At 72.0% G+C, this 25,885-nt stretch carries 27 protein-coding genes and 1 pseudogene; 11 read left to right on the forward strand and 17 right to left on the reverse strand.

Going from position 1 to position 25,885, the window contains the following annotated elements:
• Positions 1 to 89 precede the first annotated feature (89 nt).
• The 3 genes from Q9250_RS04970 to Q9250_RS04980 are packed head-to-tail and all read left to right on the forward strand — an operon-like array spanning position 90 to position 3,061.
• Positions 90 to 602: a low molecular weight protein-tyrosine-phosphatase gene (locus Q9250_RS04970; RefSeq protein WP_306233485.1), complete on the forward strand. Its 513-nt coding sequence runs from the start codon at positions 90 to 92 to the stop codon at positions 600 to 602.
• A 9-nt stretch (positions 603 to 611) separates the two neighbouring features.
• Positions 612 to 1,991, forward strand: a complete 1,380-nt coding sequence (gene purB, locus Q9250_RS04975; protein ID WP_306233486.1) for an adenylosuccinate lyase — start codon at positions 612 to 614, stop codon at positions 1,989 to 1,991.
• Positions 1,992 to 2,044: 53 nt separating this feature from the next.
• The gene (locus Q9250_RS04980; RefSeq protein ID WP_306233487.1) at positions 2,045 to 3,061 is read left to right on the forward strand and encodes a zinc-binding dehydrogenase; all 1,017 of its coding nucleotides are present in this window, start codon (positions 2,045 to 2,047) and stop codon (positions 3,059 to 3,061) included.
• Between the two features lie 111 nt (positions 3,062 to 3,172).
• Here Q9250_RS04980 and Q9250_RS04985 read toward each other — a convergent pair whose 3' ends face one another.
• From Q9250_RS04985 to Q9250_RS05005, 5 genes are all read right to left on the reverse strand, one after another.
• Positions 3,173 to 4,675 (reverse strand): catalase, encoded by a 1,503-nt coding sequence (locus Q9250_RS04985; RefSeq protein ID WP_306233488.1) that lies wholly within the window; start codon positions 4,673 to 4,675, stop codon positions 3,173 to 3,175.
• Between the two features lie 126 nt (positions 4,676 to 4,801).
• Positions 4,802 to 5,221, reverse strand: coding sequence for a Fur family transcriptional regulator (locus Q9250_RS04990; protein WP_422665078.1), 420 nt, complete (start codon positions 5,219 to 5,221; stop codon positions 4,802 to 4,804).
• Positions 5,222 to 5,356: 135 nt separating this feature from the next.
• Positions 5,357 to 5,947 carry a hypothetical protein gene (locus tag Q9250_RS04995; RefSeq protein WP_306233489.1) on the reverse strand — a complete coding sequence of 197 codons (591 nt, stop codon included), beginning with the start codon at positions 5,945 to 5,947 and terminating at the stop codon, positions 5,357 to 5,359.
• Positions 5,944 to 6,213, reverse strand: coding sequence for a hypothetical protein (locus Q9250_RS05000; protein ID WP_306233490.1), 270 nt, complete (start codon positions 6,211 to 6,213; stop codon positions 5,944 to 5,946). The genes Q9250_RS04995 and Q9250_RS05000 overlap by 4 nt, the downstream gene beginning before the upstream one ends.
• Entirely contained in the window at positions 6,210 to 6,743 is a 534-nt protein-coding gene (locus tag Q9250_RS05005; protein WP_306233491.1) for a hypothetical protein, read from the reverse strand. The genes Q9250_RS05000 and Q9250_RS05005 overlap by 4 nt, the downstream gene beginning before the upstream one ends.
• A gap of 114 nt (positions 6,744 to 6,857) precedes the next feature.
• Between Q9250_RS05005 and Q9250_RS05010 the strand changes: the two genes are divergently transcribed.
• The 4 genes from Q9250_RS05010 to Q9250_RS05025 all read left to right on the forward strand — a co-directional run bounded on the left by Q9250_RS05010 (position 6,858) and on the right by Q9250_RS05025 (position 10,553).
• Positions 6,858 to 8,078 carry an amidohydrolase gene (locus tag Q9250_RS05010; RefSeq protein WP_306233492.1) on the forward strand — a complete coding sequence of 407 codons (1,221 nt, stop codon included), beginning with the start codon at positions 6,858 to 6,860 and terminating at the stop codon, positions 8,076 to 8,078.
• A gap of 122 nt (positions 8,079 to 8,200) precedes the next feature.
• The gene (locus Q9250_RS05015; protein ID WP_306233493.1) at positions 8,201 to 8,776 is read left to right on the forward strand and encodes an NADPH-dependent FMN reductase; all 576 of its coding nucleotides are present in this window, start codon (positions 8,201 to 8,203) and stop codon (positions 8,774 to 8,776) included.
• A gap of 119 nt (positions 8,777 to 8,895) precedes the next feature.
• Positions 8,896 to 9,162 carry a YciI family protein gene (locus Q9250_RS05020; RefSeq protein WP_306233494.1) on the forward strand — a complete coding sequence of 89 codons (267 nt, stop codon included), beginning with the start codon at positions 8,896 to 8,898 and terminating at the stop codon, positions 9,160 to 9,162.
• Positions 9,162 to 10,553: a dihydrolipoyl dehydrogenase family protein gene (locus tag Q9250_RS05025; protein ID WP_306233495.1), complete on the forward strand. Its 1,392-nt coding sequence runs from the start codon at positions 9,162 to 9,164 to the stop codon at positions 10,551 to 10,553. The genes Q9250_RS05020 and Q9250_RS05025 overlap by 1 nt, the downstream gene beginning before the upstream one ends.
• 28 nt (positions 10,554 to 10,581) lie before the next feature.
• Here the strand turns inward: Q9250_RS05025 and Q9250_RS05030 are convergent, their stop codons facing one another.
• From Q9250_RS05030 to Q9250_RS05040, 3 genes are all read right to left on the reverse strand, one after another.
• Positions 10,582 to 11,535 carry an Fpg/Nei family DNA glycosylase gene (locus tag Q9250_RS05030; protein WP_306233496.1) on the reverse strand — a complete coding sequence of 318 codons (954 nt, stop codon included), beginning with the start codon at positions 11,533 to 11,535 and terminating at the stop codon, positions 10,582 to 10,584.
• Between the two features lie 68 nt (positions 11,536 to 11,603).
• A complete protein-coding gene (locus tag Q9250_RS05035) occupies positions 11,604 to 12,608 on the reverse strand; it encodes an NYN domain-containing protein (protein WP_306233498.1) in 1,005 nt (334 codons plus the stop codon).
• Between the two features lie 12 nt (positions 12,609 to 12,620).
• Positions 12,621 to 13,874, reverse strand: coding sequence for an MFS transporter (locus Q9250_RS05040; RefSeq protein WP_306233499.1), 1,254 nt, complete (start codon positions 13,872 to 13,874; stop codon positions 12,621 to 12,623).
• A 116-nt stretch (positions 13,875 to 13,990) separates the two neighbouring features.
• Here Q9250_RS05040 and Q9250_RS05045 point away from each other — a divergent pair, with 116 nt between their 5' ends.
• Positions 13,991 to 14,272, forward strand: coding sequence for a hypothetical protein (locus Q9250_RS05045; RefSeq protein ID WP_306233500.1), 282 nt, complete (start codon positions 13,991 to 13,993; stop codon positions 14,270 to 14,272).
• Positions 14,273 to 14,369: 97 nt separating this feature from the next.
• Here the strand turns inward: Q9250_RS05045 and Q9250_RS05050 are convergent, their stop codons facing one another.
• The 9 genes and pseudogenes from Q9250_RS05050 to Q9250_RS05090 form a co-directional block, all read right to left on the reverse strand.
• The gene (locus Q9250_RS05050) at positions 14,370 to 14,789 is read right to left on the reverse strand and encodes a type II toxin-antitoxin system VapC family toxin (RefSeq protein WP_306233501.1); all 420 of its coding nucleotides are present in this window, start codon (positions 14,787 to 14,789) and stop codon (positions 14,370 to 14,372) included.
• A complete protein-coding gene (locus tag Q9250_RS05055; RefSeq protein ID WP_306233502.1) occupies positions 14,786 to 15,013 on the reverse strand; it encodes a FitA-like ribbon-helix-helix domain-containing protein in 228 nt (75 codons plus the stop codon). The genes Q9250_RS05050 and Q9250_RS05055 overlap by 4 nt, the downstream gene beginning before the upstream one ends.
• 144 nt (positions 15,014 to 15,157) lie before the next feature.
• Positions 15,158 to 16,441, reverse strand: a pseudogene (dnaB, locus tag Q9250_RS05060) (replicative DNA helicase); the annotation flags it as partial.
• 450 nt (positions 16,442 to 16,891) lie between these two features.
• Positions 16,892 to 17,344 carry a 50S ribosomal protein L9 gene (gene rplI / locus Q9250_RS05065; RefSeq protein WP_306233504.1) on the reverse strand — a complete coding sequence of 151 codons (453 nt, stop codon included), beginning with the start codon at positions 17,342 to 17,344 and terminating at the stop codon, positions 16,892 to 16,894.
• A 12-nt stretch (positions 17,345 to 17,356) separates the two neighbouring features.
• Positions 17,357 to 17,611 carry a 30S ribosomal protein S18 gene (rpsR, locus tag Q9250_RS05070; RefSeq protein WP_306233505.1) on the reverse strand — a complete coding sequence of 85 codons (255 nt, stop codon included), beginning with the start codon at positions 17,609 to 17,611 and terminating at the stop codon, positions 17,357 to 17,359.
• 57 nt (positions 17,612 to 17,668) lie between these two features.
• Positions 17,669 to 18,208: a single-stranded DNA-binding protein gene (locus Q9250_RS05075; RefSeq protein WP_306233506.1), complete on the reverse strand. Its 540-nt coding sequence runs from the start codon at positions 18,206 to 18,208 to the stop codon at positions 17,669 to 17,671.
• Between the two features lie 2 nt (positions 18,209 to 18,210).
• Entirely contained in the window at positions 18,211 to 18,654 is a 444-nt protein-coding gene (gene rpsF / locus Q9250_RS05080; protein ID WP_306233507.1) for a 30S ribosomal protein S6, read from the reverse strand.
• Between the two features lie 118 nt (positions 18,655 to 18,772).
• A complete protein-coding gene (locus Q9250_RS05085) occupies positions 18,773 to 20,179 on the reverse strand; it encodes a hypothetical protein (protein ID WP_306233508.1) in 1,407 nt (468 codons plus the stop codon).
• A 9-nt stretch (positions 20,180 to 20,188) separates the two neighbouring features.
• A complete protein-coding gene (locus tag Q9250_RS05090) occupies positions 20,189 to 21,631 on the reverse strand; it encodes a CCA tRNA nucleotidyltransferase (protein WP_306233916.1) in 1,443 nt (480 codons plus the stop codon).
• 95 nt (positions 21,632 to 21,726) lie between these two features.
• On the opposite strand from Q9250_RS05090, the gene Q9250_RS05095 reads away from it, so the two are divergent.
• From Q9250_RS05095 to Q9250_RS05105, 3 genes are all read left to right on the forward strand, one after another.
• Entirely contained in the window at positions 21,727 to 23,733 is a 2,007-nt protein-coding gene (locus Q9250_RS05095) for a DUF6049 family protein (RefSeq protein WP_306233509.1), read from the forward strand.
• Positions 23,730 to 25,391 (forward strand): murein biosynthesis integral membrane protein MurJ, encoded by a 1,662-nt coding sequence (murJ, locus tag Q9250_RS05100; RefSeq protein WP_306233510.1) that lies wholly within the window; start codon positions 23,730 to 23,732, stop codon positions 25,389 to 25,391. Before Q9250_RS05095 ends, murJ begins: the two co-directional genes overlap by 4 nt.
• Before the next feature lie 67 nt (positions 25,392 to 25,458).
• A complete protein-coding gene (locus tag Q9250_RS05105; RefSeq protein ID WP_306233511.1) occupies positions 25,459 to 25,848 on the forward strand; it encodes a hypothetical protein in 390 nt (129 codons plus the stop codon).
• Positions 25,849 to 25,885: the final 37 nt, after the last annotated feature.

The following is a 25,885-nucleotide window of genomic DNA, read 5'->3' on the forward strand; positions in this document are numbered from 1 at the left end:
GGCCGGGCACGAGTGCGCGCGACAGGCGAGCTGTGGAGAGTCGCACGCCCGAGCGCCTGCGGGCCGCCCGCATCCGCCAGAATGGGGCCGTGACCATCGAGCGGGAGTTCGCCGACGCGACGCGCTTCCGCGTCTGCTTCGTGTGCACCGGCAACATCTGCCGCTCGCCGATGGCCGCGACCGTGTTCGAGCACCTCGCCGAGCGGGCGGGCGTCGCCGACCGGCTGCTCGTCGCGAGCGCCGGCATCAGCGAGTACCACGTGGGCGAGACCGCCGACCCGCGCACGCTGCAGACGCTCGAGCAGGCCGGCTACGACGCGGTCTCGCACCGCGCCAAGCAGTTCAAGGCGAAGTGGCTCGACCGCTTCGACCTCGTCATCGCCTTCGACCGGGGTCAGGAGCGGGCCCTGCGCTCGCTCGCTCGCAACGACGAGCAGCATTCGAAGATCCGGCTGCTGCTCTCGTTCGACCCCGACGCCACGGCGCTCGACGTGCCCGACCCCTACTACTCGGAGGACGCCTTCTTCGGCACCGTCCTCCACCAGATCGAGATCGCTGTCGGGGGGCTGTTCCGCCAGATCCAGCCCGCCATGCGCAGCTGAAGGAGCCCCATGTCCCTGCCCATCCAGCCCCTCTCCCCGCTCGACGGCCGCTACCAGCGGCAGACGTCGGCGCTCGCCGAGCACCTCTCCGAGGCCGGCCTCAACCGCGCCCGCGTGCACGTCGAGGTCGAGTGGCTGCTCTGGGTCGCCGAGCACCGCCTCTTCGGCGCGACGCCGGTCGAGGCGCATGAGGCGGATGCGCTGCGGCAGTGGGCGCGGAGCTTCGGCCAGGAGCAGATCGACTGGCTCGCCGAGAAGGAGGCCGTCACCCGCCACGACGTGAAGGCCGTCGAGTACCTCGTGCGCGACCAGCTGGCGCAGCTCGGCCTCGAGCGGCTGTCGGAGGCCGTGCACATCGCCTGCACGAGCGAGGACATCAACAACCTCTCCTACGCGCTGACGATCCGCGCCGCCGTCACCGACGTCTGGATGCCTCAGTTCCGCGCCGTCATCGACCGCCTCCGCGAGCTCGCCGTCGAGCAGCGCGACCGCCCGATGCTGTCCCTCACCCACGGCCAGCCCGCCACGCCGACGACGCTCGGCAAGGAGCTCGCGGTCGTCGCGTGGCGCCTCGAGCGGCAGGCGAAGCGCATCGAGCAGGTCGAGGTGCTCGGCAAGTTCGCCGGCGCCACCGGCACCTTCTCGGCCCACGTCGTGGCCGAGCCCGGCGCCGACTGGCCGGCCACCGCATCCGCCTTCGTCGAGCACCTGGGGCTCGTCTGGAACCCGCTCACCACGCAGATCGAGTCGCACGACTGGCAGGCCGAGCTGTTCGGCGCGATCTCGCACGCAGGCCGCATCCTGCACAACCTCGCGACCGACGTGTGGACCTACATCATGCTGGGCACCTTCACGCAGATCCCGGTGGCGGGCGCGACCGGCTCGTCGACGATGCCGCACAAGATCAACCCGATCCGCTTCGAGAACGCCGAGGCCAACCTCGAGATCGCGTCGGCGCTGCTCGAGTCGCTCTCGGCGACGCTCGTCACGAGCCGCTTGCAGCGCGATCTCACCGACTCGTCGACGCAGCGCAACATCGGCGTCGCGCTCGGCCACTCGCTGCTCGCGCTCGACAACCTGAAGCGCGGCCTCTCGGAGATCGCGGTCTCCGACACCGCGCTCGACGCCGCCCTCGACGGCAACTGGGAGGTGCTGGCCGAGGCGATCCAGACGGTGATCCGCGCCGAGGTGCTCGCCGGCAGCTCGTCGATCGACGACCCCTACGCGCAGCTCAAGGAGCTCACGCGGGGCCAGAAGGTCGGTCAGGAGCAGCTGATCGCGTTCGTCGACGGGCTCGACATCTCGGATGCGGCCAAGGAGCGCCTGCGCCGTCTCACCCCGGGCGCGTACACGGGCGTCGCGAGCGCGCTCGTCGACCGCCTGCCGTAGGCCGCGCGCAGCCCGAGTCGGAGCCGGGCGCCGGGCAGTGCCAGGCTGGGGGCATGCGAGCGACGATCCTCCACGCCCCGGGCGACATCCGCGTCGAGACCTGGGCCGACCCATCCATCGAGCGTCCGACCGACGCGATCGTGCGGGTGGTGGCCGCGTGCGTGTGCGGCTCCGACCTGTGGCCGTACCGCGGCGCGAACCCCGTGCACGAGCCCCGCACGATCGGCCACGAGGCGATCGGCGTCGTCGAGGCGGTCGGCGCCGACGTCGCGCGCGTGCGCGTCGGCGACTTCGTGATCGTGCCGTTCGACCACTGCTGCGGCCGCTGCGTGCACTGCCTCGCCGGCCAGACCCAGGGCTGCCTCGAGCTGGCGATGACCGCGAGCGGGCAGGCCGAGCTCACCCGTGTCACCAACGCCGACGCCACCTGCTTCGTGCTCGACGACGCGCCCGCCGTCGAGCAGCACGCGGCGGTGCTCGCGCTCAGCGACGTGCTGCCCACCGGCCACCACGCGGCCGTCTCGGCCGGCGTCGCGCGCGGGATGACCGCGGTGGTGGTGGGCGACGGCGCCGTCGGCCTCTGCGGCGTGCTCTCCGCCCGCCGGCTCGGCGCCGAGCGCATCATCGCGCTCTCCCGCAACCCCGCGCGGCAGCGCTTGGCGACCGCCTTCGGCGCCACCGACCTGGTCGACTCGCGCGGCGACGACGCCGTCGAGGCGGTGCGCGAGCTGACCGACGGGGTGGGGGCGGATGCGGTGCTCGAGTGCGTGGGCACCGAGCAGTCGATGCTCACCGCGTTCCGCGTCGCGCGCCCCGGCGCGACCGTCGGCTTCGTGGGCGTGCCGCACGGCACCCAGATCCCCTGGCCGACCGCGTTCCGCGGCAACATCGGGCTGCGCGGCGGCATGGCGCCCGTCGTGCGCTACCTGCCCGAGCTGGTGCCGGACGTGCTCTCGGGCGACCTCGACGCATCCGCCGTCTTCGACCTCGAGCTGCCGCTCGACGACGCGGCAGAGGCCTATCGCGCGATGGACGAGCGGCGGGCGATCAAGGTGCTGCTCCGGCCCTGAGGCACGGCAGGGCGCACGGCACCGCAGTGAGCGCGGGCGAGACGGGGCCGCGCCCGACGACGAGAGGCCCGCTCCGGAACCATCCGGCGCGGGCCTCTCGTCGTGTGCGGGCTAGAAGACGGCGGGCGTGCGCACCGGCTCGGAGGCCAGCGACGTGCGCGGCTCCTCGATGGGCGTCAGGCCGGCCTCGACGAGCGCGCCGAGCCCCGCATCCACGTTCTTCCAGTACTGGATCGCGCGCTCGCGGATCTCGGGCACGCGCGTCTTGCCGACGTGACCGACGATGTTCGCCACCAGGCGCTCGCGCTCGGGGATGCTCAGCACGTCGCGCACGAGCGTGCCGGCCTGGCCGAAGTCGTCGTCCTCGGGGTGCAGCGTCACGGCCGAGCGCACGAGCTCACCGTCGTTCTGCCACCCGCGGTCGTCACCGGCCGCAGCCGCATCCGCCGCCGGGCCGCCGAACGAGTTCGGCGCGTAGACCGGGGCGCTCGCCGGGCGGAAGCGCGTGCGCATCGAGCCCTCCTTGTCGTACGAGCTCACCTCGGCCTTCGCGGCGTTGACGGGCAGCTCTGCGTGGTTGGCACCGACGCGGTAGCGCTGCGCGTCGGCGTAGCTGAAGATGCGCGCCTGGAGCATCTTGTCGGGGCTGGCCGCGATGCCCGGCACGAAGTGCGCGGGGCTGAACGCCGCCTGCTCGATCTGCGCGAAGTAGTTCTCGGGGTTGCGGTCGAGCGTCATCTGGCCGACCTCGATGAGCGGGTAGTCGCCGTGCGGCCACACCTTGGTCAGGTCGAACGGGTTGAAGCGGTAGGTCGCGGCATCCTCGTAGGGCATGACCTGCACCAACAGCGTCCACGAGGGGAAGTCGCCATCCTCGATCGCCGAGTAGAGGTCGCGGATGTGGTGGTCGGCGTCGCTGCCGGCGAGCTGGTCGGCCTCCTCCTGCGGGAGGAAGTCGTTGCCCTGGTTGGTCTTGAAGTGGTACTTCACCCAGAAGCGCTCGCCCTCGGCGTTGATCCACTGGTAGGTGTGCGAGCCGAAGCCGTCCATGTTGCGCCACGTCTTCGGCAGGCCGCGGTCGCCCATCAGCCAGGTCACCTGGTGCGCCGACTCGGGCGAGAGCGTCCAGAAGTCCCACTGCATGTCGTTGTCGCGCAGGTGCGAGCCGGGCAGGCGCTTCTGCGAGTGGATGAAGTCGGGGAACTTGATGCCGTCGCGGATGAAGAAGACGGGGGTGTTGTTGCCGACCAGGTCGTAGTTGCCCTCGGTCGTGTAGAACTTCAGCGAGAAGCCGCGCGGGTCCCGCCACGTGTCGGGGCTGCCCTGCTCACCGGCGACGGTCGAGAAGCGGGCGAGCAGCTCGGTCTCGACGCCCGGCTGGAAGAGCGCGGCGCGCGTGTACTGCGAGACGTCGTGGGTGGTGACGAAGCGGCCGAAGGCGCCGCCGCCCTTGGCGTGCACGACGCGCTCCGGCACCCGCTCGCGGTTGAAGTGGGCGAGCTTCTCGACCAGGTAGTGGTCGGTCAGCGCGATCGCGCCGTCGGCGCCGACGCTCTGCGAGTGCGCGTCGCTCGCGATCGGGGTGCCGACGCTGTTCGTGGTGGGGGTCGTCATGAGCCGCTCCGTCTCGTGTCGTGTGTCGTGGTCGGTGGACATCGCGCGGCTGCGCGCTGTCGGGTCTGTGGATGGGCTTCGTCGCCCGGGTCTGTCGGTGCCGCGCGGCGGTCTGGCGGGGGTCGGTCAGGCGGCCTTCGCGCAGTCGGCGCAGACGCCGACGAACGTGACCTGCGCGGCCTCGACGGTGAACCCCGGCGGGGCGTCGGCGTGCAGGCAGGGCGCCTCGCCGACGATGCAGTCGACATCCTCGACCTTGCCGCAGCGCGCGCAGACGGCGTGGTGGTGGTTGTCGTCGACGCGGCGCTCGTAGCGGGCCGGTGAGCGCTCCGGCTCGAAGCGGCGCACCAGCCCGGCCACCGTGAGGTCGCCGAGCATGTTGTGCACCGACTGCACGCTCGTCTCGTGCCCTGCCGCGGCGAGCCCGCGGTGCAGGCTCTCGGCGTCGGCGTGCGGCATGCCCGCGAGCACGTCGAGCACCGCGAGTCGGCCCTGCGTCACGCGCAGGCCGTGCTCGCGCAGCAGCTCGGCGTCGGTCTCGGTCACGATGCCACCCTACTGGTTATCGTGAACCGATCAAAAGAACGTTCGCCTTCGGCGTTTCGCGACCGGGCCGCGATCGGGCGACGGTCGTGAGGTCGCGCATGCGCCCGTCATGGCGGAGGGCGCGGCGGGCGTGGGTCAGCGCTGCTCGTCGGGGAACGCCGTAATGATGTGGCCAGAGCTCAGGCCGACGCCGACCGTGACCATCCAGGCGCGCTGGGTCTGGTCGTCATCGACGAGCTCGACGAGCACGTCGTAGTTGACGATGTCGTCGCGGTACTCCTCGACGCGCGTCGGCTGCTCGAGCGCGCGGTCGATCGCGAACCAGGCGACGTCCTCCCACTCAGCGCCGACCGGCTCGGCGAGCTCGCCGAAGTCGCCGGTGTGGCCATCGGCGATGTGACGCCAGCCAGCGCCATCCGCGTTGCCGCAGGTCATGATCGCCTCACCGGCCGCGACGTCCAGAGCGGGCCAGGCTGCGCGGTCGAAGGCGTCGAGCTCGTCGCGGCCCGGTAGCCCCTCGCAGTCGTCGTCGGGCTCGACGTCGTGGGCGATCGGGTCGAAGACGACGCCCTCGGCGGTCAGGTGCGGGCCGTCGGGGGCGGCTGCGGGCGGCTGCGACGCGGCGTCCGGGCTCGAGCTCGGCCCGGTACCGCCGACCGGGCCGGTCGAGGCGCAGCCGGCGAGCGCCACAACGGCCGCCGCCGCCAGCAGCGCCCGCAGCGTCACGCGTCGAAGCCGTCGCGCTTGTCGAGGTCTGCCGACGACCGCCCCTTGGGCTTGATCGAGAGCATCAGGGTCGCGATGATCAGCAGCGTCACGATGAAGCCGACACCGCCGAAGATGAGGGCGAGCACCACGTCGCGCACCGTCATGAGCACGATCAGGCCGATGAAGACGCCCGCCGCGCCCGCGAACGCGAGGTACTCGAACGGCTTCAGCCGCTGCTTCCGGGTGGGCTGGACGGACCCGTCGTCGTACTGCTGGTCGCTCATGCTTCGCTCCGCTCAGGCTCGGGGTTGGTGCGCGCCGGGCGTGCGGAGAGCGCCGCGAGCGCGTGGTAGACGCCGACGATGACGGCGTAGGCGTTGATCAGGCCGGTGAGGGTGACGGCATCCCTGACGAACAGGAGCACCGCGCCCAGCACGATCGTGAAGAGGCCGACGGCACGCCAGTCGCGCGCCAGCTGCAGGGTGCGCGGCTCGGTGACCGCACGCATCCGCCACCAGCCGCGCAGCTCGAGCACGCCCGAGGCGATGCCCCATGCCGCGACGGTGAGGGCGAGCGCCGTCGCCGTGGGAGCGGCGAGCGCCAGCGCGAGCGCCACGACAGCGGCGACAGCCGACCACGCGGCGGTCAGCAGCGGCCAGCGCCCGGCCTCGCCGGGCACCAGCGCGCGGCCCACCCAGAGGGCGACGGCCGTGCCGGCGAGCAGGATCGCGAGCGCGACCAGGCCGACGAGCGCCGAGTGCAGCGCCAGGAACGGCAGCGCGAGGCCGACGACGAGCGCGGGGATGGCTCGCATGGCAGGGAGATGCCACGGGAGCAGCCCCTGCGAGGGGCGCGGCGTGGCGGTCACGGGTCTCCTTGCAGTCCCCTCCATCGTACCGGCGCTGCCGGAGGTCGTAGCCTGTGGAGCATGAGCCTCGAGCAGCACCGCCCGTTCATCGAAGACCTCTACCGGGAGCTGCACGCGGCACCCGAGCTCTCGCTCCGCGAGCACCGCACTGCCGCGCGCATGGCCGAGCTGCTGCGCGAGCTCGGGCTCGAGGTGCACGAGGGCGTCGGCGTCGAGACCGCCGTCGTCGGCGTGCTGCGCCGCGGCGACGGCCCGACGGTGCTGCTGCGCGCCGACATGGACGGCCTGCCCGTCACCGAGGCCGAGCAGGTGCCGTATCGCTCGACCGCGACCGACACGTTCGAGGGCCAGGCCACCGGTGTCATGCACGCGTGCGGCCACGACACGCACATGGCCTCGCTGCAGGGCGCGCTGCGGATCCTCGCCGACCAGGACGACTGGTCGGGCACGATCATCGCCGTCTTCCAGCCCGCCGAGGAGACCATGGACGGGGCGCTCGGCATGCAGGGCGCGCTGCGCGAGCTGTTCCCCGCGGGCATCGATGTGGCGCTCGGCCAGCACGTGATGTCGGGCGCCGCGGGCCACGTCGTGAGCGCCCCGGGCCCGGTGATGGCGGCGAGCGACCACCTGATCGTGACCGTCAACGGCCGAGGGGGCCACGGCTCGCAGCCCGAGAAGACGATCGACCCGATCGTGCTGGGCGCCTCGATGGTGCTGCGCCTGCAGACGATCGTCTCGCGCGAGGTGGCGCCCTCCGACCGTGCGGTCGTGACGATCGGCACCTTCCACGCCGGCACCAAGCAGAACATCATCCCCAGCTCGGCCCGCTTCGAGGTGAACGTGCGGTCGTTCGAGGAGCCCGTGCGCCAGCGCGTGCTGGCCGCCATCGAGCGCATCGTGCAGGGCGAGGCGCAGGCCGCGGGCGCTCCCCCGGCGACGATCGAGCGCGGCGAGCGCGCGCCCCACACCACGAACGACCCGGATGCGTCGGCTGCGGTGGGTGCGGCGTTCGACGCGGCCTTCGGCGAGCGGCACGGCGTGCAGCAGCCGGTGCTCGGCTCGGAGGACTTCAGCTACCTGCCCGAGGTGTGGGGCGCACCGTACGTCTACTGGTTCTATGGCGGCTTCGATCCCGAGCTCGTCGCTGCGGCTCGCGCGCGCGGCACCTTCGACGTCGACGTGCCCTCCAACCACGCACCCAACTTCATCCCCGTGATGCAGCCGACCCTCGACACCGCGACCACCGCGATGGTCGCGGCGGCCCGCGCCTTCCTGGCCTGACGGCGCCCGCTCCGGGCCCTGGCCTCCCGCCCCCGGACCGGGACGGAATAGATGCGCCCGCGCGCAGGTTGTCGGATATCGGACTGCGCCATCGCGCTCACCTCGGATCCTGAAGGAGACCCATGTCTGCACGCCCCCGCATCGGCCTGATCGTCGGCAGCACCCGCCCCTCGCGCATCGGCCGCAAGGTCGCCGACGAGATCGTCCCTGCGATCGACGCGGCCGGCGCCGAGCCCGTCATGCTCGACCTCGCCGAGATCGACCTGCCGCTCCTCAACGAGGAGGCGCACCCCGCCACCGACATCCGCACCGAGCCGCACACCATCGCGTGGGCCGAGCAGATCGAGGCGCTCGACGGGGTCATCCTGCTGACGCCGCAGTACAACGGCAGCTTCTCGGCGCCGATCAAGAACGCGCTCGACTCGCTCTACACGACCTGGAAGGGCATGCCCGGCCTCGTCGTCTCGTACGGCTGGTCGGGCGGCGCGGATGCCGCGGCAGGCATCGGCGGCGTCTTCGCGCACATGGGCGGCGAACTCGCGGCCGATGCGGTCACGCTCACGTTCGCCCCCACCGACTTCGACGAGGACCGCAGCTTCGGCGAGGTGGCGCCGTTCGTCGCCCGCTACAGCGACGACATCCGCCAGGGCGTCGAGCAGCTCGTGGCCGCCGCCGCGGCGGAGCTCGTCTCGGCCTGACGCCACTCAGGCACGACACGACGGGCGGTTGCCCAGCTCACCCCGGCAGGGCAACCCCCCCTCGTCGTCGGTGCGGGCACGCCCCGCCCGCATCGATCCGGTGTCCGTAGGCTGGGCGCATGATCGCTGTCATCACGTCGTTCACCGACGACCCCACCCGTCTTGAGCTGCGTCCCCGCCACCGCGAGCTGCTCACCGAGATGCACGAGGAGGGGCTGCTGGTCGCCGCAGGCCCGTTCGCCGACCAATCGGGCGCGCTGCTGCTGTTCGAGACCGACGACGTCGCCCAGGTGAAGGCCGCGCTCGCGCGCGACCCGTACTACTCCGCGCCCGGCGTCTCGATCGTGACGATCCAGCCCTGGACCGTGGTGGCCGGAGACCTCTGATGCCCGAGCACCTCGAGGCCCAGCGCCTCGAGACCCAGCGCCTCGAGACCGAGCTGCTGGTGATCGGCTGGGGCAAGGGCGGCAAGACGCTCGCCCGCTCGCTCGGCAGCGCCGGCCGGCGGGTCGTGCTCGTCGAGCGCGACGACGCCATGGTCGGAGGCACCTGCATCAACGTCGCCTGCGTGCCCACGAAGGCGCTGGTGCACCAGGCCGAGTCGCGGCGGCCCGACGACCACCCGGATGCCTTCCTGGCTCGCGCCGTCGAGACCCGCGACAGCCTGGTCGGGCGACTGCGGGAGGCCAACCGGCAGCTGCTCGCGACCGTCGACGCCGTCACGCTCGTGCGCGGCGAGGCGCGCTTCACCGGCCCCCGCACGGTGCGCGTCCACGGCGGCGACGAGCAGCTCGAGATCGTCGCCGAGCACGTGGTCGTCAACACCGGCACCGAGCCGCGACTGCCGGGCATCCCCGGCGAGACCGGGCCGCGCGTGCACGACTCCACCGGCCTCCAGCACCTCGACCGCGTGCCCGAGCGGCTCGCGATCGTCGGCGGCGGCCCCATCGCGCTCGAGTTCGCCGGCATGTTCGCCCGCTTCGGCAGCGCGGTCACGGTGATCGTGCGCGGCGCGAGCATCCTGCCCCACGAGGACGACGATGTGCGCGCCTCCGTCGAGGAGGCGCTCACCGACGCCGGCGTGCGGATCCTCGCCGATGCCGACACCGAGCGGATCGACGACGACGGCGCAGTCGCGACGGTCGTCACCTCCGCCGGCGAGGTCGCCGCTGACGCCGTGCTGCTCGCCACCGGCCGCGCGCCCGTCACAGCGGGACTCGACCTCCCGTCAGCCGGCATCGCTACCGACGAGCGCGGCTTCGTGACCGTCGACGAGTTGCTGCGCACCAGCGCCGACGGCGTCTGGGCGGTCGGCGACGTGAACGGCGGCCAGCAGCTCACGCCCATCTCGCTCGACGACCACCGGGTCGTGCTCTCCCAGCTCACCGGCCGAGGCGGCCGCAGCCGCGACGACCGGGTCGCCGTGCCGACCACCACCTTCACCACGCCGCCGCTCGCCCGCGTCGGCATCACCGAGCGCGAGGCGCGAGCGCGCGGACTCGACGTGCGCGTCGCCGCCAAGCCGGTGGCGACGATCGCCGCGATGCCGCGGCCGAAGGCCGTCGGCGAGACGCACGGCATCATCAAGCTCGTCGTCGACGCGCAGAGCGACCTCGTGCTCGGCGCCGCCCTCCACACCATCGACGCACAGGAGGTCGTGAACCTCGTCGCCCTGGCGATGCGCGCCGGCGTGACGGCGACCGAGCTGCGCGATGGCATCTGGACGCATCCGTCGTCGACCGAGGCCCTGAACGAGGTGCTCGCGGAGCTGCGCTGACGGGGATGGGGCCTCAGCGCCAACGACCTCAGCGCCGCACGCCCAGCCGCGACAGTACCCGATCGGCGAGCGGCTTGCCGCCCGTCTGGCAGTTCGCGCAGTACTCGAAGGTGCTGTCGGCATAGATGACCTGGCGCACCGTGTCGCCGCACACCGGGCACGCCTCGCCCTTGCGGCCGTGCACCCGCATCCCCTGCCGCTTCTCGGCCTTCAGCGACGACGCCGGCACGCCGCGGGCATGCTCGACCGCCTCGCCGAGCACCTCGCGCAGGGCCGTGTAGAGCCGGTGCACCTCGTCGGGCGGCATCGACGCCGGGTGGAACGGCGACATGCGCGCCGCATGCAGGATCTCGTCGGAGTAGGCGTTGCCGATGCCGGCGATGCGCCGCTGGTCGCGGAGCACGCCCTTGATCTGTGCCCGGCCGGCATGCTCGAGGATGTTCGCGAAGCGCTCCTCGGTGAAGGATGCGTCGAGCGGCTCGGGGCCGAGCGTCGCGATCGAGAGCACCTGGTCGGGATGCGCGACCACGTGGATCGCGAGCCGCTTCTGCGTCGCGCGCTCGGTCACGTCGAAGCCGTCGCCGCCGACCCCCTCGTCGCCCGCGGCGCGCTCGAGCACCACGCGGGCCGCCAGCGGACCCTTGAACGCGGGCAACCCGTTCACCGTGGCCCGAGACGGGCCACGGCGCTGGCGTCGCGGCGAAGACCCGAAAGGGTCTTCGCTCTGAGCTCCAGCGCGCCACTGGATCCACCCGGAGCGCGCCAGGTGGATCACGAGGTGCAGCCCGCTGTCGACGCTCAGCACCAGGTGCTTGCCGCGTCGGCTCGCTCCGGTGAAGACGGTGCCCGCGAGGGCGTCGACGGATGGGTCGTAGGTCTTGAGCGCGGCGATCGACGGCACGTCGACACGACGGATCGCGCGGCCGGCCAGGCGGGCGCCCAGGTCGGCCGCGAGCGCCTCGACCTCGGGCAGCTCCGGCATGCGACCAGTGTGCACCCGGTCGCTGACATCGGGACAGCCGTCGCTGCCCGCGAGCCGGCGGGCCCGGGCTACTCGCCCTTCAGGCGGAGCAGGCGGGCCTGCCCCTCCTCGCGCAGCTCGACCAGCGCATCCCTTGCGGTCACGAAGTCGGAGAACGACTTGTGCCCGATCGACTTCTCGTTGAAGACCGGATCCATGCGCTTCATCTGCTCCTTGACGACGTTGGCGTGCAGCCACTCGTCGTCGGTCTTCTGGTGCAGGATGCGCATGGCGCGCTCGAGCAGGCCCGTCGAGGCGTCGCCGCGCTGGGCCGGGGTCATCGCCACCTCGTCCTGAGCCGCGGCGACCGACTCGCTCGTCGCACGGCGGCGGCGACGCGCGGGTGCCTTCGCGGCCTCGGCCTCCGTCGCCGCGGCCTCCTCGGCCTCGGCGGCGATGCGCTTGGCCTCCGCCTTCGTCGGCGCGGGCGCGTCGACCTCGGGCTCGGGCTCGTCGATCTGCACCGGCTCGATGCCCGGCAGCGCGTCGTAGTCGGCGAACTCGTCGCACGCGGCGGCGAGCGACTTCGAGGTGGAGCCGGCGACGCCGATGCCCACCATGTAGCGGCCCAGCCGCTTGGTGCGCTGGGCGAGCGCGATGTAGTCGCTGTCGCCAGCCACCACCACGACGTGGGTGATGTTGTCGAGGCGGAAGAGATCCTCGACCACGTCGATCGAGAGGCGGATGTCGGCGCCGTTCTTCAGCGAGCGGGTGGTCGGGAACATCTGCACCAGGTCGACCGCTCTGGCCAGCAGCTGGTCGCGGTAGGCGGCGTGCGCCGGCACCGACCAGTCGGCGTAGGCGCGGCTGAGCACGATCGAGCCGTAGGAGGAGGCGTAGTCGATGATCGCGCCGAGGTCGACGGTCGCCTGCGAGAAGCGCGTGCGCGCCTTCGACTCGCGGCCGTCGGCGGGCAGCGTGCGCACCTTGTCGGCATGGAAGGCGCCGCGACCGTGGATCTGGTCGTAGCGCGAGATGAGGATGTTGTCGAAGTCGATGTAGACGGCGACACGCGCCTCGGAGTCAGTGGGCATGCAGCCAGTCTGTCAGGCCGCCTCGGTCTCCTCGGCGAAGGCATCGGCGATCTGGTGCCGGAACACCGCCAGCACCCACCACACCGCGACGCCCGCGATCGTCGCCAGCACGCCGGCGACCACGAACGCGGTCGGCAGGTCGAAGGCCGACGCCACGGCCCCGCCGGTGAGCGCGCCCAGCGGCATGCCGCCCCAGATCACCGTGCGGTAGGCGCCCTGCACCCGGCCGAACAGCGCATCCGGGATGAGGGCCTGCCGCACCGACATGACCTGCACGTTGAAGGCGCTCACGGCGAGCGCCCCCAGCGGCCAGCAGACCAGCGCGACCGGCAGCGTCGGCCAGACGCCCATCGCCAGCAGCGTCATCCCGTAGACCACGCCGCTCACGCCCATGGCGCCCGTGCGGCCCAGCAGCCGCGTGATCGTCGTCGACAGCAGCGCCCCGAGGATCGCGCCCACGCCGATCACGCTCAGCACCAGGCCGAAGCCGGCCTCGTCGATGCCCAGCACCTCGAGCGCGAACAGCACGCCGATGCCGTTCGCGATCGCGTTGCCGAACCCTGCGATGCCCGTCGCCCAGACGAGCTGCCGCAGGATCGGATGGCGCACGAGCCAGCCGAGGCCCTCACGGATGTCGGCCGACATCGTCGTGCGCTCGGCCCCGCGGTCGGGCACGAAGGCGCCGCGCACCGTCGCCACCAGCACCGCCGCCCCGACGTAGAGCACGACCGATGCGCCGATCGGCAGCACCGCCCACAGCGCGAACAGGAGTGCGCCCAGGGGCGCGCCGAGGAAGAGGTTCGTGACGCTCTCGGCGGTGGAGAGCAGCGAGTTGCCCCGCTCGAGCTGCGCCCGACGCACCACCCTGGGCAGCATCGCCCTCGCCGCGTTGTCGTAGACGGTCTCGGCGATGCCGAGCAGGAACGCCGCGACGTAGAGCACCCAGATGCTCGCCCATCCCGTGGCGAGCGCGACCGCCAGACCGAGCAGCACGAGGGCGCGGAAGAGGTTCGCGAGCCGCATCGCCGCACGCCGGTCGACGCGGTCGACCAGCGCGCCCGCCGGGATCGCGAACAGCAGCCACGGCAGGAACGCGAGCGTCGCGACCAGCGAGACGAGCAGCGGGTCGCGCGTGAGGCTCGCCGCGACCAGCGGCAGCGCCGCAGCCAGGATGCCGTCGGAGAAGTTCGACGCCGTCGACGACGAGAAGAGCCGCCAGAAGCTCGCGCCGAGCGGCGCCCGCTGCGGCACGCGCTCATCGGTCACGGCCCCCGAGTCTGCACCATGCGCGGCGCCCAGCGACACTCCCGACGACTGCCAGGGGTTGCACAGGCCGCGTGCGACCGGCATCGTGGCCGGTTCGCCAACGGAAGGAGCACTCCATGCTCACCCTGACCGAGAACGCCCAGACCGTCATCACCGGCATCGTCGAGAACGCCAGCGTCGCCAGCACCGGAGGCCTCCGCATCTCACAGGACCTCGGCGGCTCCAGCCTCGACGTGGCGGTCGCCGCAGCACCGCAGGACGACGACCAGGTCGTCGAGGCCGCCGGCGCGAAGGTCTTCCTCGACCCGTCGGCCGCCGTGGTGCTCGACGACAAGGTGCTCGACGCCTCTGCGGCAGATGACGGCCGCGTCGACTTCACGGTCGGCCAGCAGGGCTGACTGAGGTTCCACCGAGGCGGGCCCCGACGCGTTTGCGGGGCCCGCCTCGTCGTTGCACCGCTGACGACAGCTGGGGAGGAGTCTCTGCTCGTCGCCCTCAGCCTCCGACCTGCCATGGGTCGTGCAGCGTGATGCCGAGCCCTTCGAAGTCGGCGAGGTTGCGGGTCGCGAGGTCGTGCTCGCCGACCAGGCAAATCGCGGCGATCATCCCGTCCTCCAGGCTCATCGGCCGGCCCAGCCGCTCGCGCTCGGCCCGCAACGACCCCCATCGGCGGGCTGCGGCACGATCGAAGGCCAGCAGCCGGTCAGCAGCCGCCCGCTCCATCCGATCGATGGCGCCCTGGAGCGCATCGCGCCGTCGGCCCGCATCCAGTCGCTGCACGCCGTACTGCAGCTCCGCCACCGAGACCGCAGTGATCGCGGCGCGATCGGCGTGCGCGCTCAGCCATGCGATGACGCCCGGGTCAGGCCTCCGTCGCATGGGCTCGGAGAGCACGTTCGTGTCGAGGACGATCACAGGAGGTCGACCGAACGCGGGCGTCCACGCTCGGGAAGCGAAAGATCGATGTCGAGCTGCTCGACATCGCTGAGCCAGCCGTGGACGAAGTCGACCCGCACGCCGACGGCGTCGTCGAGGATCTCACGCACCTCGGCCTCCATCGAGCGATCGTGCGCAGCGGCCCGTGCTTTGAGTGCTCGCCTGGTCTCCTCAGACAGGTTCCGGATCGTCAATGTCGCCATCGTGCACCTCCTGCTAGCAATGCTAGCAAACGCGGCTCAGCCCTCGTAGGGCGGCGGCTCGGGCGGCGGTGCGCCGTAGGGCGTGCCACCGAACGGCGTGCCGCCGGGCGGCATCGAGGCGATGCCCTCGCCCGGTCCCATGCCGGGCGCGATGTCGACGAAGCGGGCCAGGTGGCCGTGGAAGGCGACCGGGATCGTCTTCGTCGGGCCACCGCGGTGCTTGGCGACGATGATGTCGGCCTCGCCGGGGCGGATGTCGCGGTCGTAGGCGTCCTCGCGGTGCAGCAGCATCACGATGTCGGCGTCCTGCTCGATCGAGCCCGACTCGCGCAGGTCGCTGATGGCGGGCTTCTTGTCGCCGCGCTGCTCGGGGCCACGGTTCAGCTGCGAGAGCGCGATGACCGGCACCTGCAGCTCCTTCGCCAGCAGCTTGAGCGAGCGCGAGAACTCCGAGACCTCCTGCTGGCGCGACTCGACCTTCTTGCCGCTCGTCATCAGCTGCAGGTAGTCGATCACGACCATGCGCAGCCCGGCCTGCTGCTTGAGGCGGCGGCACTTGGCGCGGATCTCGACGAGCGTGAGGTTGGGGCTGTCGTCGATGTAGAGGGGCGCGTCGTTGATGCGCCCGCGCACCTGCGCGAGCGTCGTCCAGTCGCGGCCCTCGATCGCGCCCTTGCGCAGCTTCTGCAGCAGGATGTTCGACTCGGCCGAGAGCATCTTCATGGCGATCTCGGTGCGCCCCATCTCGAGCGAGAAGAAGACCGACGGCAGGTCGCTCTTGATCGAGCAGGAGCGCACGAGGTCCATCGCGAGCGTCGACTTGCCGATGCCCGGTCGGGCGGCGATCACGATCATCTGGCCCGGGTGCAGGCCGTTCGTGAGCTCGTCGAGCTCGCGGAAGCCCGTCGGCACACCGGTCATCACGCCGTCGAGGCCCTTCGCCGCCTCGATCTCGTTGATCGCCGACTCGACGGCGATGCTGAGGGGCACGTAGTCCTCGGCCTGGTCCTCGCCCATCACCGAGTAGATCTCGGCCTGCGCGTGGTTCACGAGGTCGGTGACCTCGCCCTCCGAGGCGTAGCCCATCTGCACGATGCGCGTGCCCGCCTCGACGAGCCGGCGCAGCACCGCCTTCTCGGCGACGATCTCGGCATAGAAGCCGGCGTTGGCGGCGGTCGGCACCATCGACGTGAGCGAGTGCAGGTACTCGACGCCGCCGGCGCGCGAGAGCATCGCCGTCTTCGTCAGCTCGTCGCTGACGGTGATGACGTCGGTGGGCTCGCCGCGCGAGTAGAGCGAGAGGATCGCCTCGTAGACGATCTCGTGCTTCGGCTGGTAGAAGTCGTTGCCCCGCACCACCTCGAGGCAGTCGGCGACGGCGTCCTTCGACAGCAGCATGCCGCCGATGGCCGACTGCTCGGCGAGCATGTCGTGCGGCGGGGTCCGCTCGCTGTACCGGCTCTCGTTGAGCCCGATCTCAGCCAGGTCTGTCACGCGTTCCCCCTCACCGCCACGATGGCGCACGCCGCCCACAGCGGCATGCCGAGGGGAGACTGACTCAGGCTAGGAGCGCCCGGGGCCGCCGTCGAATCGCCCTGTGGACAACGCTGTGGAAACCTGGGGACAACGCCGCGCGCCCCGGGAGACGACTCTCCCTCAACCTGTGCACAGATCTGTGGAATTGCACCGTGGAATCTCGCCGAAACCGACTCTGACCGGGACTTCCTGTTTCCACAACCGGTGGGGAGATACGGGGGTGAAGTGCACGTTGAAGGTTGGCTTCCCCTGTCGGCTTGACAACGCATCCGACCCTGCCGTCGACGACGAACGAGGGCCCGCATCCATGACGGATGCGGGCCCTCGGCGAAGCGGGTACGGCTACTTGGCCGCGACCACCTTGAGCGTGATCGTCGCGACGATGTCGTCGCGCAGACGCGCGGTCGCCTTGTACTCGCCGACCGAGCGGATCGGCGAGGCGATCTCGATGACGCGCTTGTCGATGCTGCCGTGACCGGCGGCCTCGACGGCGTCAGCGATGTCCTTCGTCTGGATCGAGCCGAAGAGGCGGCCCTCGGAGCCGGTCTTCGCCTTCAGGGTGACGGCGTTCGCCTCGAGGCGAGCGCGCAGGTCCTGGGCCTCCTCGATCGTGGCGTGCTCGCGTGCGACGCGGCCTGCCTTGATCGACTCGACCTGCTTCTCGCCGCCGCGCGTCCACGCGACAGCCAGGCCCTGCGGCACGAGGTAGTTGCGGGCGAACCCGTTCTTGACCTCGATGACGTCACCAGCGGAGCCGAGGCCGGAGACCTCGTTCGTCAGAATGAGCTTTGCCATGGTTCAGTCCCCTCAGCGTCCGGCGCCGGAGTACGGCAGGAGCGCCATCTCGCGAGCGTTCTTGATCGCCTTGGCGATCAGGCGCTGCTCCTGCACCGAGACGCCGGTGATGCGACGGGCACGGATCTTGCCGCGCTCCGAGATGAACTTCTTGAGCGTCGCGACGTCCTTCCAGTCGATGACGCCGACCTTGATCGCCTTCGCCGGAGCGAGCGTCTTGCCGCCCTTCGGGCCCCGCGGCTTGCGGTTCTGCGGCTTGCCAGCCATGTGTCCTTCTTTCGTGCTCGGGACTGCCGTCCCGTGAATGCTTGGAGTGCGAGAGGCCTAGAAGGGCGTCTCGTCGTTGTAGGAGGTGCCGGGAGCGCCCCACACGTCGCCGGAGGCGGGCTGCGCGGCCGGCTGGCCCCACGGCTCACCGGCGGCCTGCTGCGGCTGGCCGAAGCCGCCGCCCTGCCCGACCTGGCCACCCTGCCCACCGGAGCTGCGGCCTGCGCCGCCGCCCGTCGTGCGCGTGATCTGCGCCGTCGCGTAGCGGAGCGAGGGGCCGATCTCGTCGACCTCGAGCTCGATGACCGTGCGCTTCTCGCCCTGCTGCGTCTCGAACGAGCGCTGCTTCAGGCGACCCTGCGCGATGACGCGCGAGCCCTTCGACAGGCTCTGCGAGACGTGCTCGGCGAACTCGCGCCACACCGACGCGCGGAGGAACAGCGCTTCGCCGTCCTTCCACTCGTTCGACGCGCGGTCGAACGTGCGCGGCGTCGATGCGATCGTGAAGTTCGCCACCGCGAGACCGTTCTGCGTGTAGCGCAGCTCCGGGTCGGCAGTCAGGTTGCCGACGACCGTGATGATCGTCTCGCCAGCCATGGCTACTCGGCCTCGACCTCTGCGGTCGCCTCAGCGGCTGCCGGGGCTGCGGGGGTCGCGGTCACCGGAGCGGCCGGCGCGGCGGCAGCGGCGGGCGCATTCGCCTTCCGGGCTGCCTTGGCCTCGGCGTGGCGACGCGAGTCGCCCGTCTGCGCCACGGCGGTGTCGGCACGCAGCACCTTGGTGCGCATGACGGCCTCGGAGAGGCCCAGCTGGCGGTCCAGCTCATCGGTGGTCTTGGACTCGGCCGAGAAGTTGACGACGGCGTAGATGCCCTCGGTCTTCTTGTCGATCTCGTATGCCAGGCGACGTCGGCCCCAGATGTCGACCTTGTCGATCGTGCCGCCATCGTTGCGGATGACGTTGAGGAACTTGTCGAGGGACGGTGCGACAGAGCGCTCGTCCACCTCCGGGTCGAGAATCACCATCAGCTCGTACTGCTGCATGCTTCACCCACCTCCTTCGGACTAGAACGGCTGCAGACGGTCTGCAGCAGGAGGGTATGCATGTGCGCGGGTTCACCCAGCGCAACCTGGCAATCCTACCGCAGGCGAGGTGCCAGTCTCAATCCCGATCTGGCTCGGGCTCGGCGGGCAGTCGCTCGCCCGATCGTCGAGGGTCGGATGCGGTGCGCAGGCCGATCACGCCCGTCACGATGGTCGCGACCCCGTTGATGGCCACCAGCGCCATGGCGAGGTAGTGCCACCAGGGGCCGCGCTCGACGACGCCCAGCTGCTCGGGCACCAGCTGCACGGCGACGATGGCCGCTGCGGCGAGCAGCACCATGCCGATGCCGACGCCGATCGACAGCCGCGGCCGATCGAGCCACCAGCGCTCCATGCGCGCCCACCGCCCGTCGCCGGTCGGGCGGGCGGCCAGGCGCATCGACGCGGCGACGGTGCGGCCGATCGACGCCGGCTCGCGCACCGTGGCCGCGGGTGCTGCTGCCGGCGCGAGCCGGCCCGAGGCGAGGGCGGCGAGCAGCTGCGGAGCCGCCACGGCGTCGGCCAGCCGGTCGGCCGTGACCGCCGGGAAGTCGTCGAGCCAGAGCTGCTCTAGCGCCGTGCGGTGCTCGTCGCCCAGGCCCAGCTCGGCCAGCAGCTCGTCGGGCACCGTCATGGGCGAGCGCACCCGCAGCCGGTCCTGCGCCCGCAGCGCCGCGGCCGCCGCGGGGTCGCGCGCGTCGTCCGGCACGATGCCGATTGGCCGCGTCTCCCACGCGAGCGCCCAGTCGGCCTGCATCGGCCCGAGCCGCTCACCCAGCGTGCGCCTGCGCCCGACGGGGCGGCGCAGCCACGCGAGCAGCTCGAGCCGGTCGTCGCGCTGGATCATCGCCACGACCGGTCGGAGGTCCTTCGTCCACTGCGGGAAGCTCGCGCCCTCGGTCACCACGATCGACCGCTCCGCCGCCGGCACCAGCGTGGTGCGGCCGCCGGCGCCGAGCGCGAGCTCGGGCAGTCGCGGCGCCAGACGATCGGCTGCCAGCGGCACGAGCGACGCGACGAGCGTCGGCGCCTCCAGCAGCGACGCCGACCTCGACTCCATCGCCAGCTCCGGGTCGAAGTCGAGCGGCACCGACATCGCCACGTCGCCCATCGGCTCGCCGGTCGCCGACAGCGCCGTCAGCTGCACCGCGGCGCCCAGCACGCGGCTCAGCCGAGCCGCGATCGTGTCGAGGGCGAGCCCGGCCTCGAGCCCCTCCTCGCCAGCCACCATGGCCAGGCCCGAGACGTCGGTCAGGATCGCGCCCGAGAGGATGCCGACGCTCTCGGCTGAGGCGTCGCGCAGCACCAGGCCCACCAGCCGCTCCGCCCGCAGCGCGGCGAGCAGCCGGTCGTGCGCGTCGTCGACCGGCAGCTGCAGCACGACCTCGAAGGGCGCGTGCGGCACCTCGGGGCCGGCCCAGCCGTCGTCGGGCCGGGCTTCGTCGGGACGGGCTTCGGCGGGACGGGCGCCCTCGGGGTCGATCATGCCCCGATGCTAGGCGCCGCGGGCGGCCCACCAGTCGCGCAGCACCGTCTCGGCGCGCTCGGCGCCGAGCGGGCCGTGCTCGAGCCGCTGCTCGAGCAGCATCCGGTAGGCCTCGCCCACCTCGCGGCCGGGCTGCAGGCCCAGGATCGCCATGATCTGCTCCCCGTCGAGGTCGGGACGCACCGCATCCATCTCCTCCTGCTCGCGCAGCTCGGCGATGCGCTGCTCGAGGTCGTCGTAGGCGAAGTCGAGCCGCTCCGCCTTGCGCCGGTTGCGGGTCGTCACGTCGGAGCGCGTGAGGATGTGCAGCCGCTCGAGCAGCGGGCCTGCGTCGCGCACGTAGCGCCGCACGGCCGAGTCGGTCCAGGCCTGCTCGCCGTAGCCGTAGAAGCGCAGGTGCAGCTCGACCAGCCGCGCGACCGCCTTCACCGTGTCGTTGTCGAAGCGCAGCGCCTTCAGCCGCTGCCTCGCCAGCCGCGCGCCCACCAGGTCGTGCTGGTGGAAGGTGACCGTGCGGCCCTCGATGCGGCGCGTCGCCGGCTTGCCGATGTCATGGAGCAGCCCCGCGAGCCGCGAGACCAGGTCTGGCGACGCATCCGGATTCCGCGACGCCTCGAGGTCGATGCCCTGCTGCAGCACGGTCAGCGAGTGCTCGTAGACGTCCTTGTGGTGCGCGTGCTCGTCGGCCTCGAGCCGCAGCGCCGGCACCTCGGGCAGCACCCGGTCGAGGATGCCCGTGTCGGTCAGCAGCCGCACGCCCGGCACCGGGCTGCGCGTCAGCAGCAGCTTCGTCAGCTCGTCGCGCACCCGCTCCGCGGAGATGTCGCGGATGCGCTCCGCGAGATCGGTCATGGCCGTCACGACCCGGGGTGCCACGTCGAAGCCCAGCTGGGCGGCGAAGCGCGCGGCGCGCATCATGCGCAGCGGGTCGTCGTCGAAGGAGCGCTCCGGCGCCATCGGGGTGTCGAGCACGCCCTGCAGCAGGTGCTCGAGACCGCCACCGACGTCGACGAGCTGCGGCACCGCATCCGTCGTGCCCCGACGGGGCGTGATGCGCAGCGCCAGCGCGTTCACGGTGAAGTCGCGCCGCTCGAGGTCGAGCTCGAGGCTGTCGCCGAACGCCACCTGCGGCTTGCGCGAGACGCCGTCGTACTGATCGGCGCGGTAGGTGGTGATCTCGATCGTCTCGCCGCCGATGCGCGCGGCGATGGTGCCGAACTCGCGGCCGACATCCCAGGTGGCGTCGGCGAGCGGCGACACGAGCGCCAGGATCTCGTCGGGGCGGGCGCTGGTGGTGAAGTCGAGGTCGGTCACCGGCCGGTCGAGGAACGCGTCGCGCACCGGTCCGCCCACGAGCGCCAGCTCGTGCCCCGCCGCCGCGAACGCGTCGGCGAGCGGCTTCGCAGGCGCCGACTCCACGAGCGCGTGCAGCCGCGCGGTCGCCTCCCCCATCACGTTCACGACCGACCATTGTGCCGCACCGCCCGCCGCCGTCCGGCGCCGGACCCGCGAGGCCCGCTCATGAAGGCAGTCTCTACACTGAGCGCATGCTGTCGGCAGGTCGCCTGGCGCGACGGCGCGCGACAGCGTGCGCCGCCGCTGCTGTCGCGACGGCACTGCTCGCAGCCCCGCTCGCCGGCGCCGATCGGGCGCAGGCCGCCATCGCTCCGGCGAGCGATGGGGAGCTCTCCATCGCACCCGTCGACCCGCTGCTCAGCGAGGGCGAGCGGCTCGTGCTCCAGGTGACGATCGACAACGCCTCGGCCACCGCCTCGCCCGCCACGACGGTCGACGTGCTGCTGACGACCGCTCCCATCGCCACCCGCTACGCCCTCACCCGCTGGTTCGACGGCCAGGCCATCGCCGCGAACCGCAGCATCGCGACCGTCGAGCTGCCCGAGGTCGCTGCGCTCGAGCAGGAGACCGTCACGGTGACCGTCGAGGCGGATGCGCTGGGTCTCGACGGGACGCCGTGGGGCGCCTACGGGATCGCCGCGTCCGCGCCGAGCATGAGCGGGGCGACGAGCGTCGTCGTGCGCGACGAGCCGGGCGAGTCGAGCCCCACCAGGCTCGCGCTCGCCGCGCCCATCGACGCCCCGGTCGAGGAGAGCGGGCTGCTGGCTGCCGACGACCTGGCCGCCGCCACCGGGCCCCGCGGGCTCGCGCGCACCACGCTCGACGCCGCCCTGGCAGCCGGTGCGACGGTCGGCGTCGACCCCGCCTTCGGCGCGAGCGCCGCTGCGCTCGGCCAGGAGGCGCCGGCTGCCGCGAGCGCGTGGCTCGATGCCGCAGACACGCCCTCCGCCTACCCGCTGCTCTACGCCAACGCCGACCCGATCGCGCTGGTGCGCGCGGGCCTGTACCCGGTCGAGCCGCTCGGCATCCCGATCGCCGACGGCTCACCGCTCGCCCCCTCGGCCGGCGTGGTCGGCTCGCGCCGGCCCGTGATCGACGCCACCTCGGCCGTGATGAACCAGGACGACCTCGTTGCGCTCTCGGGCATCGGCACCGTGGTGCTGTCGACCGGCAACCTCGACGAGCAGATCGGCGGCCGCACCCCCGGCGCGCACATCGAGGTCGCCGGGGTCGAGGTGCTCGCCGCCGACGCCGAGGTGCAGCGCGCCGTGGGCGACGCCGCCTCCGCCGACGCCGTCGAGGCCTCCGAGGCGCGCGCCGAGCTCATGGCGCTGCTCGCGACGATCACCCGCGAGCGCCCCAGCGATCCACGCACGCTCGCCGCGGTGCTGCCTGCCACGACGCAGGGCGCGAGCATCGAGACCCTCGCCGATCTCGCATCCGCCCGCTTCGTCGACACCGTCGGCATCGACGCGGCGCTCGAGGCCGAGTCCCGCCCCGCCGAGCTCTCGCCCCTCGAGGACCCGTCGCGGGTCGAGGGGGCGGTCTTCGTGCAGCAGGCGCTCGCGCACGAGCAGGAGGTCGCGCGGGTCGCGAGCATCGTCGCCGACCCCTCGACGCTGCTCGCCGAGCTGCGGCTGTCGCTGCTGGCCGCGCTGCCCGACGCCGGCCGGCGGGTCACCGACGCCGACCGCGCCGCGATCGACGGCCTCGGCAGCGCCATGACCGTGCTGCGCAACGGCGTGCAGATCGTCGGCGGAAGCGAGATCCAGGCGGTCGGCGAGCGCGTGCCGATGCCCATCACCATCACCAACCAGCTCGACGAGGCTGCCGAGGTCGTGCTGACGGTGCGCGCGTCGAACGCGCTGATGACGGTGCGCGAGCCCAGCACCACGATCGTGGTGCCCGCGGGCAGCCAGCAGCGCGTGCAGGTGCCGGTCGACATCGTCGGCACCGGCACCGTGCTGCTCATCGCCCAGCTGCACACGCCCGACGGGGTGCCGCTCGGCCAGATCCAGACGCTGCGGGTCAGCGCGCAGCCGACGATCGAGGTGGCCGTAGCCTGGGTGCTCGGCAGCGCCATCGTGCTGCTGCTCGGGTTCGGCATCTGGCGCTCCGTGCGCAAGCGCAGGCTCGGCAAGGCGCATGGTGACCTCGACACCCCTGAGGAGCACCGCGAGCAGGGGGATCCCGAGTGAGCACAGGCAAGGCGAGCGCGATCATCGCAGCCGGCACGATGGTCTCGAGGCTGCTCGGGTTCGCCAAGATGGTGCTGCTCGCCGTCGCCATCGGCCAGTCGAGCTCGCTGGCCGCCGAGGCGTTCGGCATGGCGAACCAGCTGCCGAACAACGTCTACGCGCTCGTCGCCGGCGGCGTGATGAGCGCCGTGCTGGTGCCGCAGATCGTCAAGGCGTCGAGGGGCGCCGATGGCGGCGAGGCCTACGTCTCGAAGATCGTCACGCTCGGCGGCACCGTCTTCCTGCTGCTGACCGTGGTCGCGACGCTCCTCGCGCCGCAGCTCGTCGACATCTACGCGGTGAGCGCGGGCGCCGACGGCCGAGGCTTCGGCGCCGAGCAGCTCGACCTCGCCGTCGCGCTCGCCTACTGGTGCATGCCGCAGATCCTCTTCTACGCGATCTACACGCTGCTCGGCGAGATCTACAACGCGCGCAGCCAGTTCGGTCCCTACACCTGGGCCCCGGTCGTCAACAACCTGGTGTCGATCGCCGGCCTCGGGCTGTTCATCCTGCTGTTCGGCAACGACAAGATCAACCGCCAGCTCGAGGTGTGGGACTGGGATCGCATCGCGCTGCTCGGCGCCGTCACGACCGGTGGTGTGGCCGTGCAGGCGATCGTGCTCGTGCTGTTCTTCCGCAAGACGGGGCTGAGGTTCACGCTCGACTTCCGCTGGCGAGGCGTCGGGCTCGGCGCGACGGGCATCGCCGCCAGCTGGCTGTTCGGCATCGTCATCATCGGCCAGATCAAGGGCATCGTGCAGTCGCGCGTCGCATCGCTGGGCGAGGGCGCCAACATCGCCACGATGCAGAACTCCTGGTACGTCTTCTCGCTGCCGCACTCGATCATCGCCGTCTCGATCGCGATCGCGTTCTTCACCCGCATGTCGCACCACGCCACCCGCGACGACCTCTCCGGCATCCGGCAGGACGTCTCGAGCGCGCTCCGCTCGGTGGGCATGCTCACGACCATCTCGGCGCTGGTGCTGGCCGTCGTCGCCGTGCCGTTCTCGCGCATCCTCGAGGGTGGGTTCGATCCGACCCTGGCGATGCCGTTCACCATCTGGGCGTTCCTGATCTGCCTGGTCGCCTTCAGCGCCGAGTTCGTGCTGCAGCGGGTCTTCTTCGCCCTCGGCGACACCCGCACGGCCTTCGTCTACGCGTGCGTGGGCATGTTCATCACCTTCGGGCTGCTCTGGTGGGCGTCGACGCTGCCCGGCAACTGGGTGATCGCCGGCACGGCGCTCGCCGTCTCGATCGCCAACCTCATCTCGTGCGCTGTCTGGCTCGTGCTCGTGCGCCGCAAGATCGGGCAGTTCGGCTTCAAGCTCATCGGCCTGCGGCACCTGCAGTACCTCGCCTACGGCCTCGTCGCGGCGGCCGGCGGCGTCGGTGCCACGTTCGCGCTCGGCGGCTACCGAGCCGATGGATTCGGCACGCAGTTCGTCTGGACGGCGATCCTCACCTGCGTCATCGCGGGCGCCGTGATGGCCGTCATCTACTTCGGGCTGCTGTACATCACCCGCAACCCCGACTTCCGGTCGACGATCGACATCCTCGTCGCGAAGGTCAAGGGCGGCCGCCGCGAGGCCGACCCGGACCTCCCCAAGGAGCCCGTCTGATCCACCGACGATGCACATGCACGGCGTCTAGGGTGGGCGGCACCGCACTGCTCGGAGGGGGCATCGCATGGCTGGCCAGCTCGTCCGCATCGCCGCGCCGCTGATCGTCGGTGCCGCCGCCGGCATCGGCGCCATCATCGGCGCATCGCTCGCCAGGGATCGCGCGCAGCTGCGCGAGATCGAGCCGCCCGGCCGTCCGCTCGCGTTCGAGGGCTGGTGGTCGTCGGATGCGTCGTCGTCGCTCGCGCACGCGCATCCGGCCGTGCTCATGGTCGATGCCACATCCGCCCGCGTCATCGACTCGTGGGACCGTCGCCGGCGCGCCCGTGTCGAGCATCCGGTGGTGCGGCGCACGCCGGAATGGCCCCGGGAGGGCGTCATCGTGGTCGATGCGGCCACCGGCGACCTGCTGACCGTGGTCAGCCCGGCGGGGCCGGCGGGAATGCCCGCCGCCTAGAATCGGTTGTTCCGGACGCATCCCATCGAACAGGAGA

The organism is Agrococcus beijingensis (genome assembly GCF_030758955.1).
GTDB lineage: Bacteria > Actinomycetota > Actinomycetes > Actinomycetales > Microbacteriaceae > Agrococcus > Agrococcus beijingensis.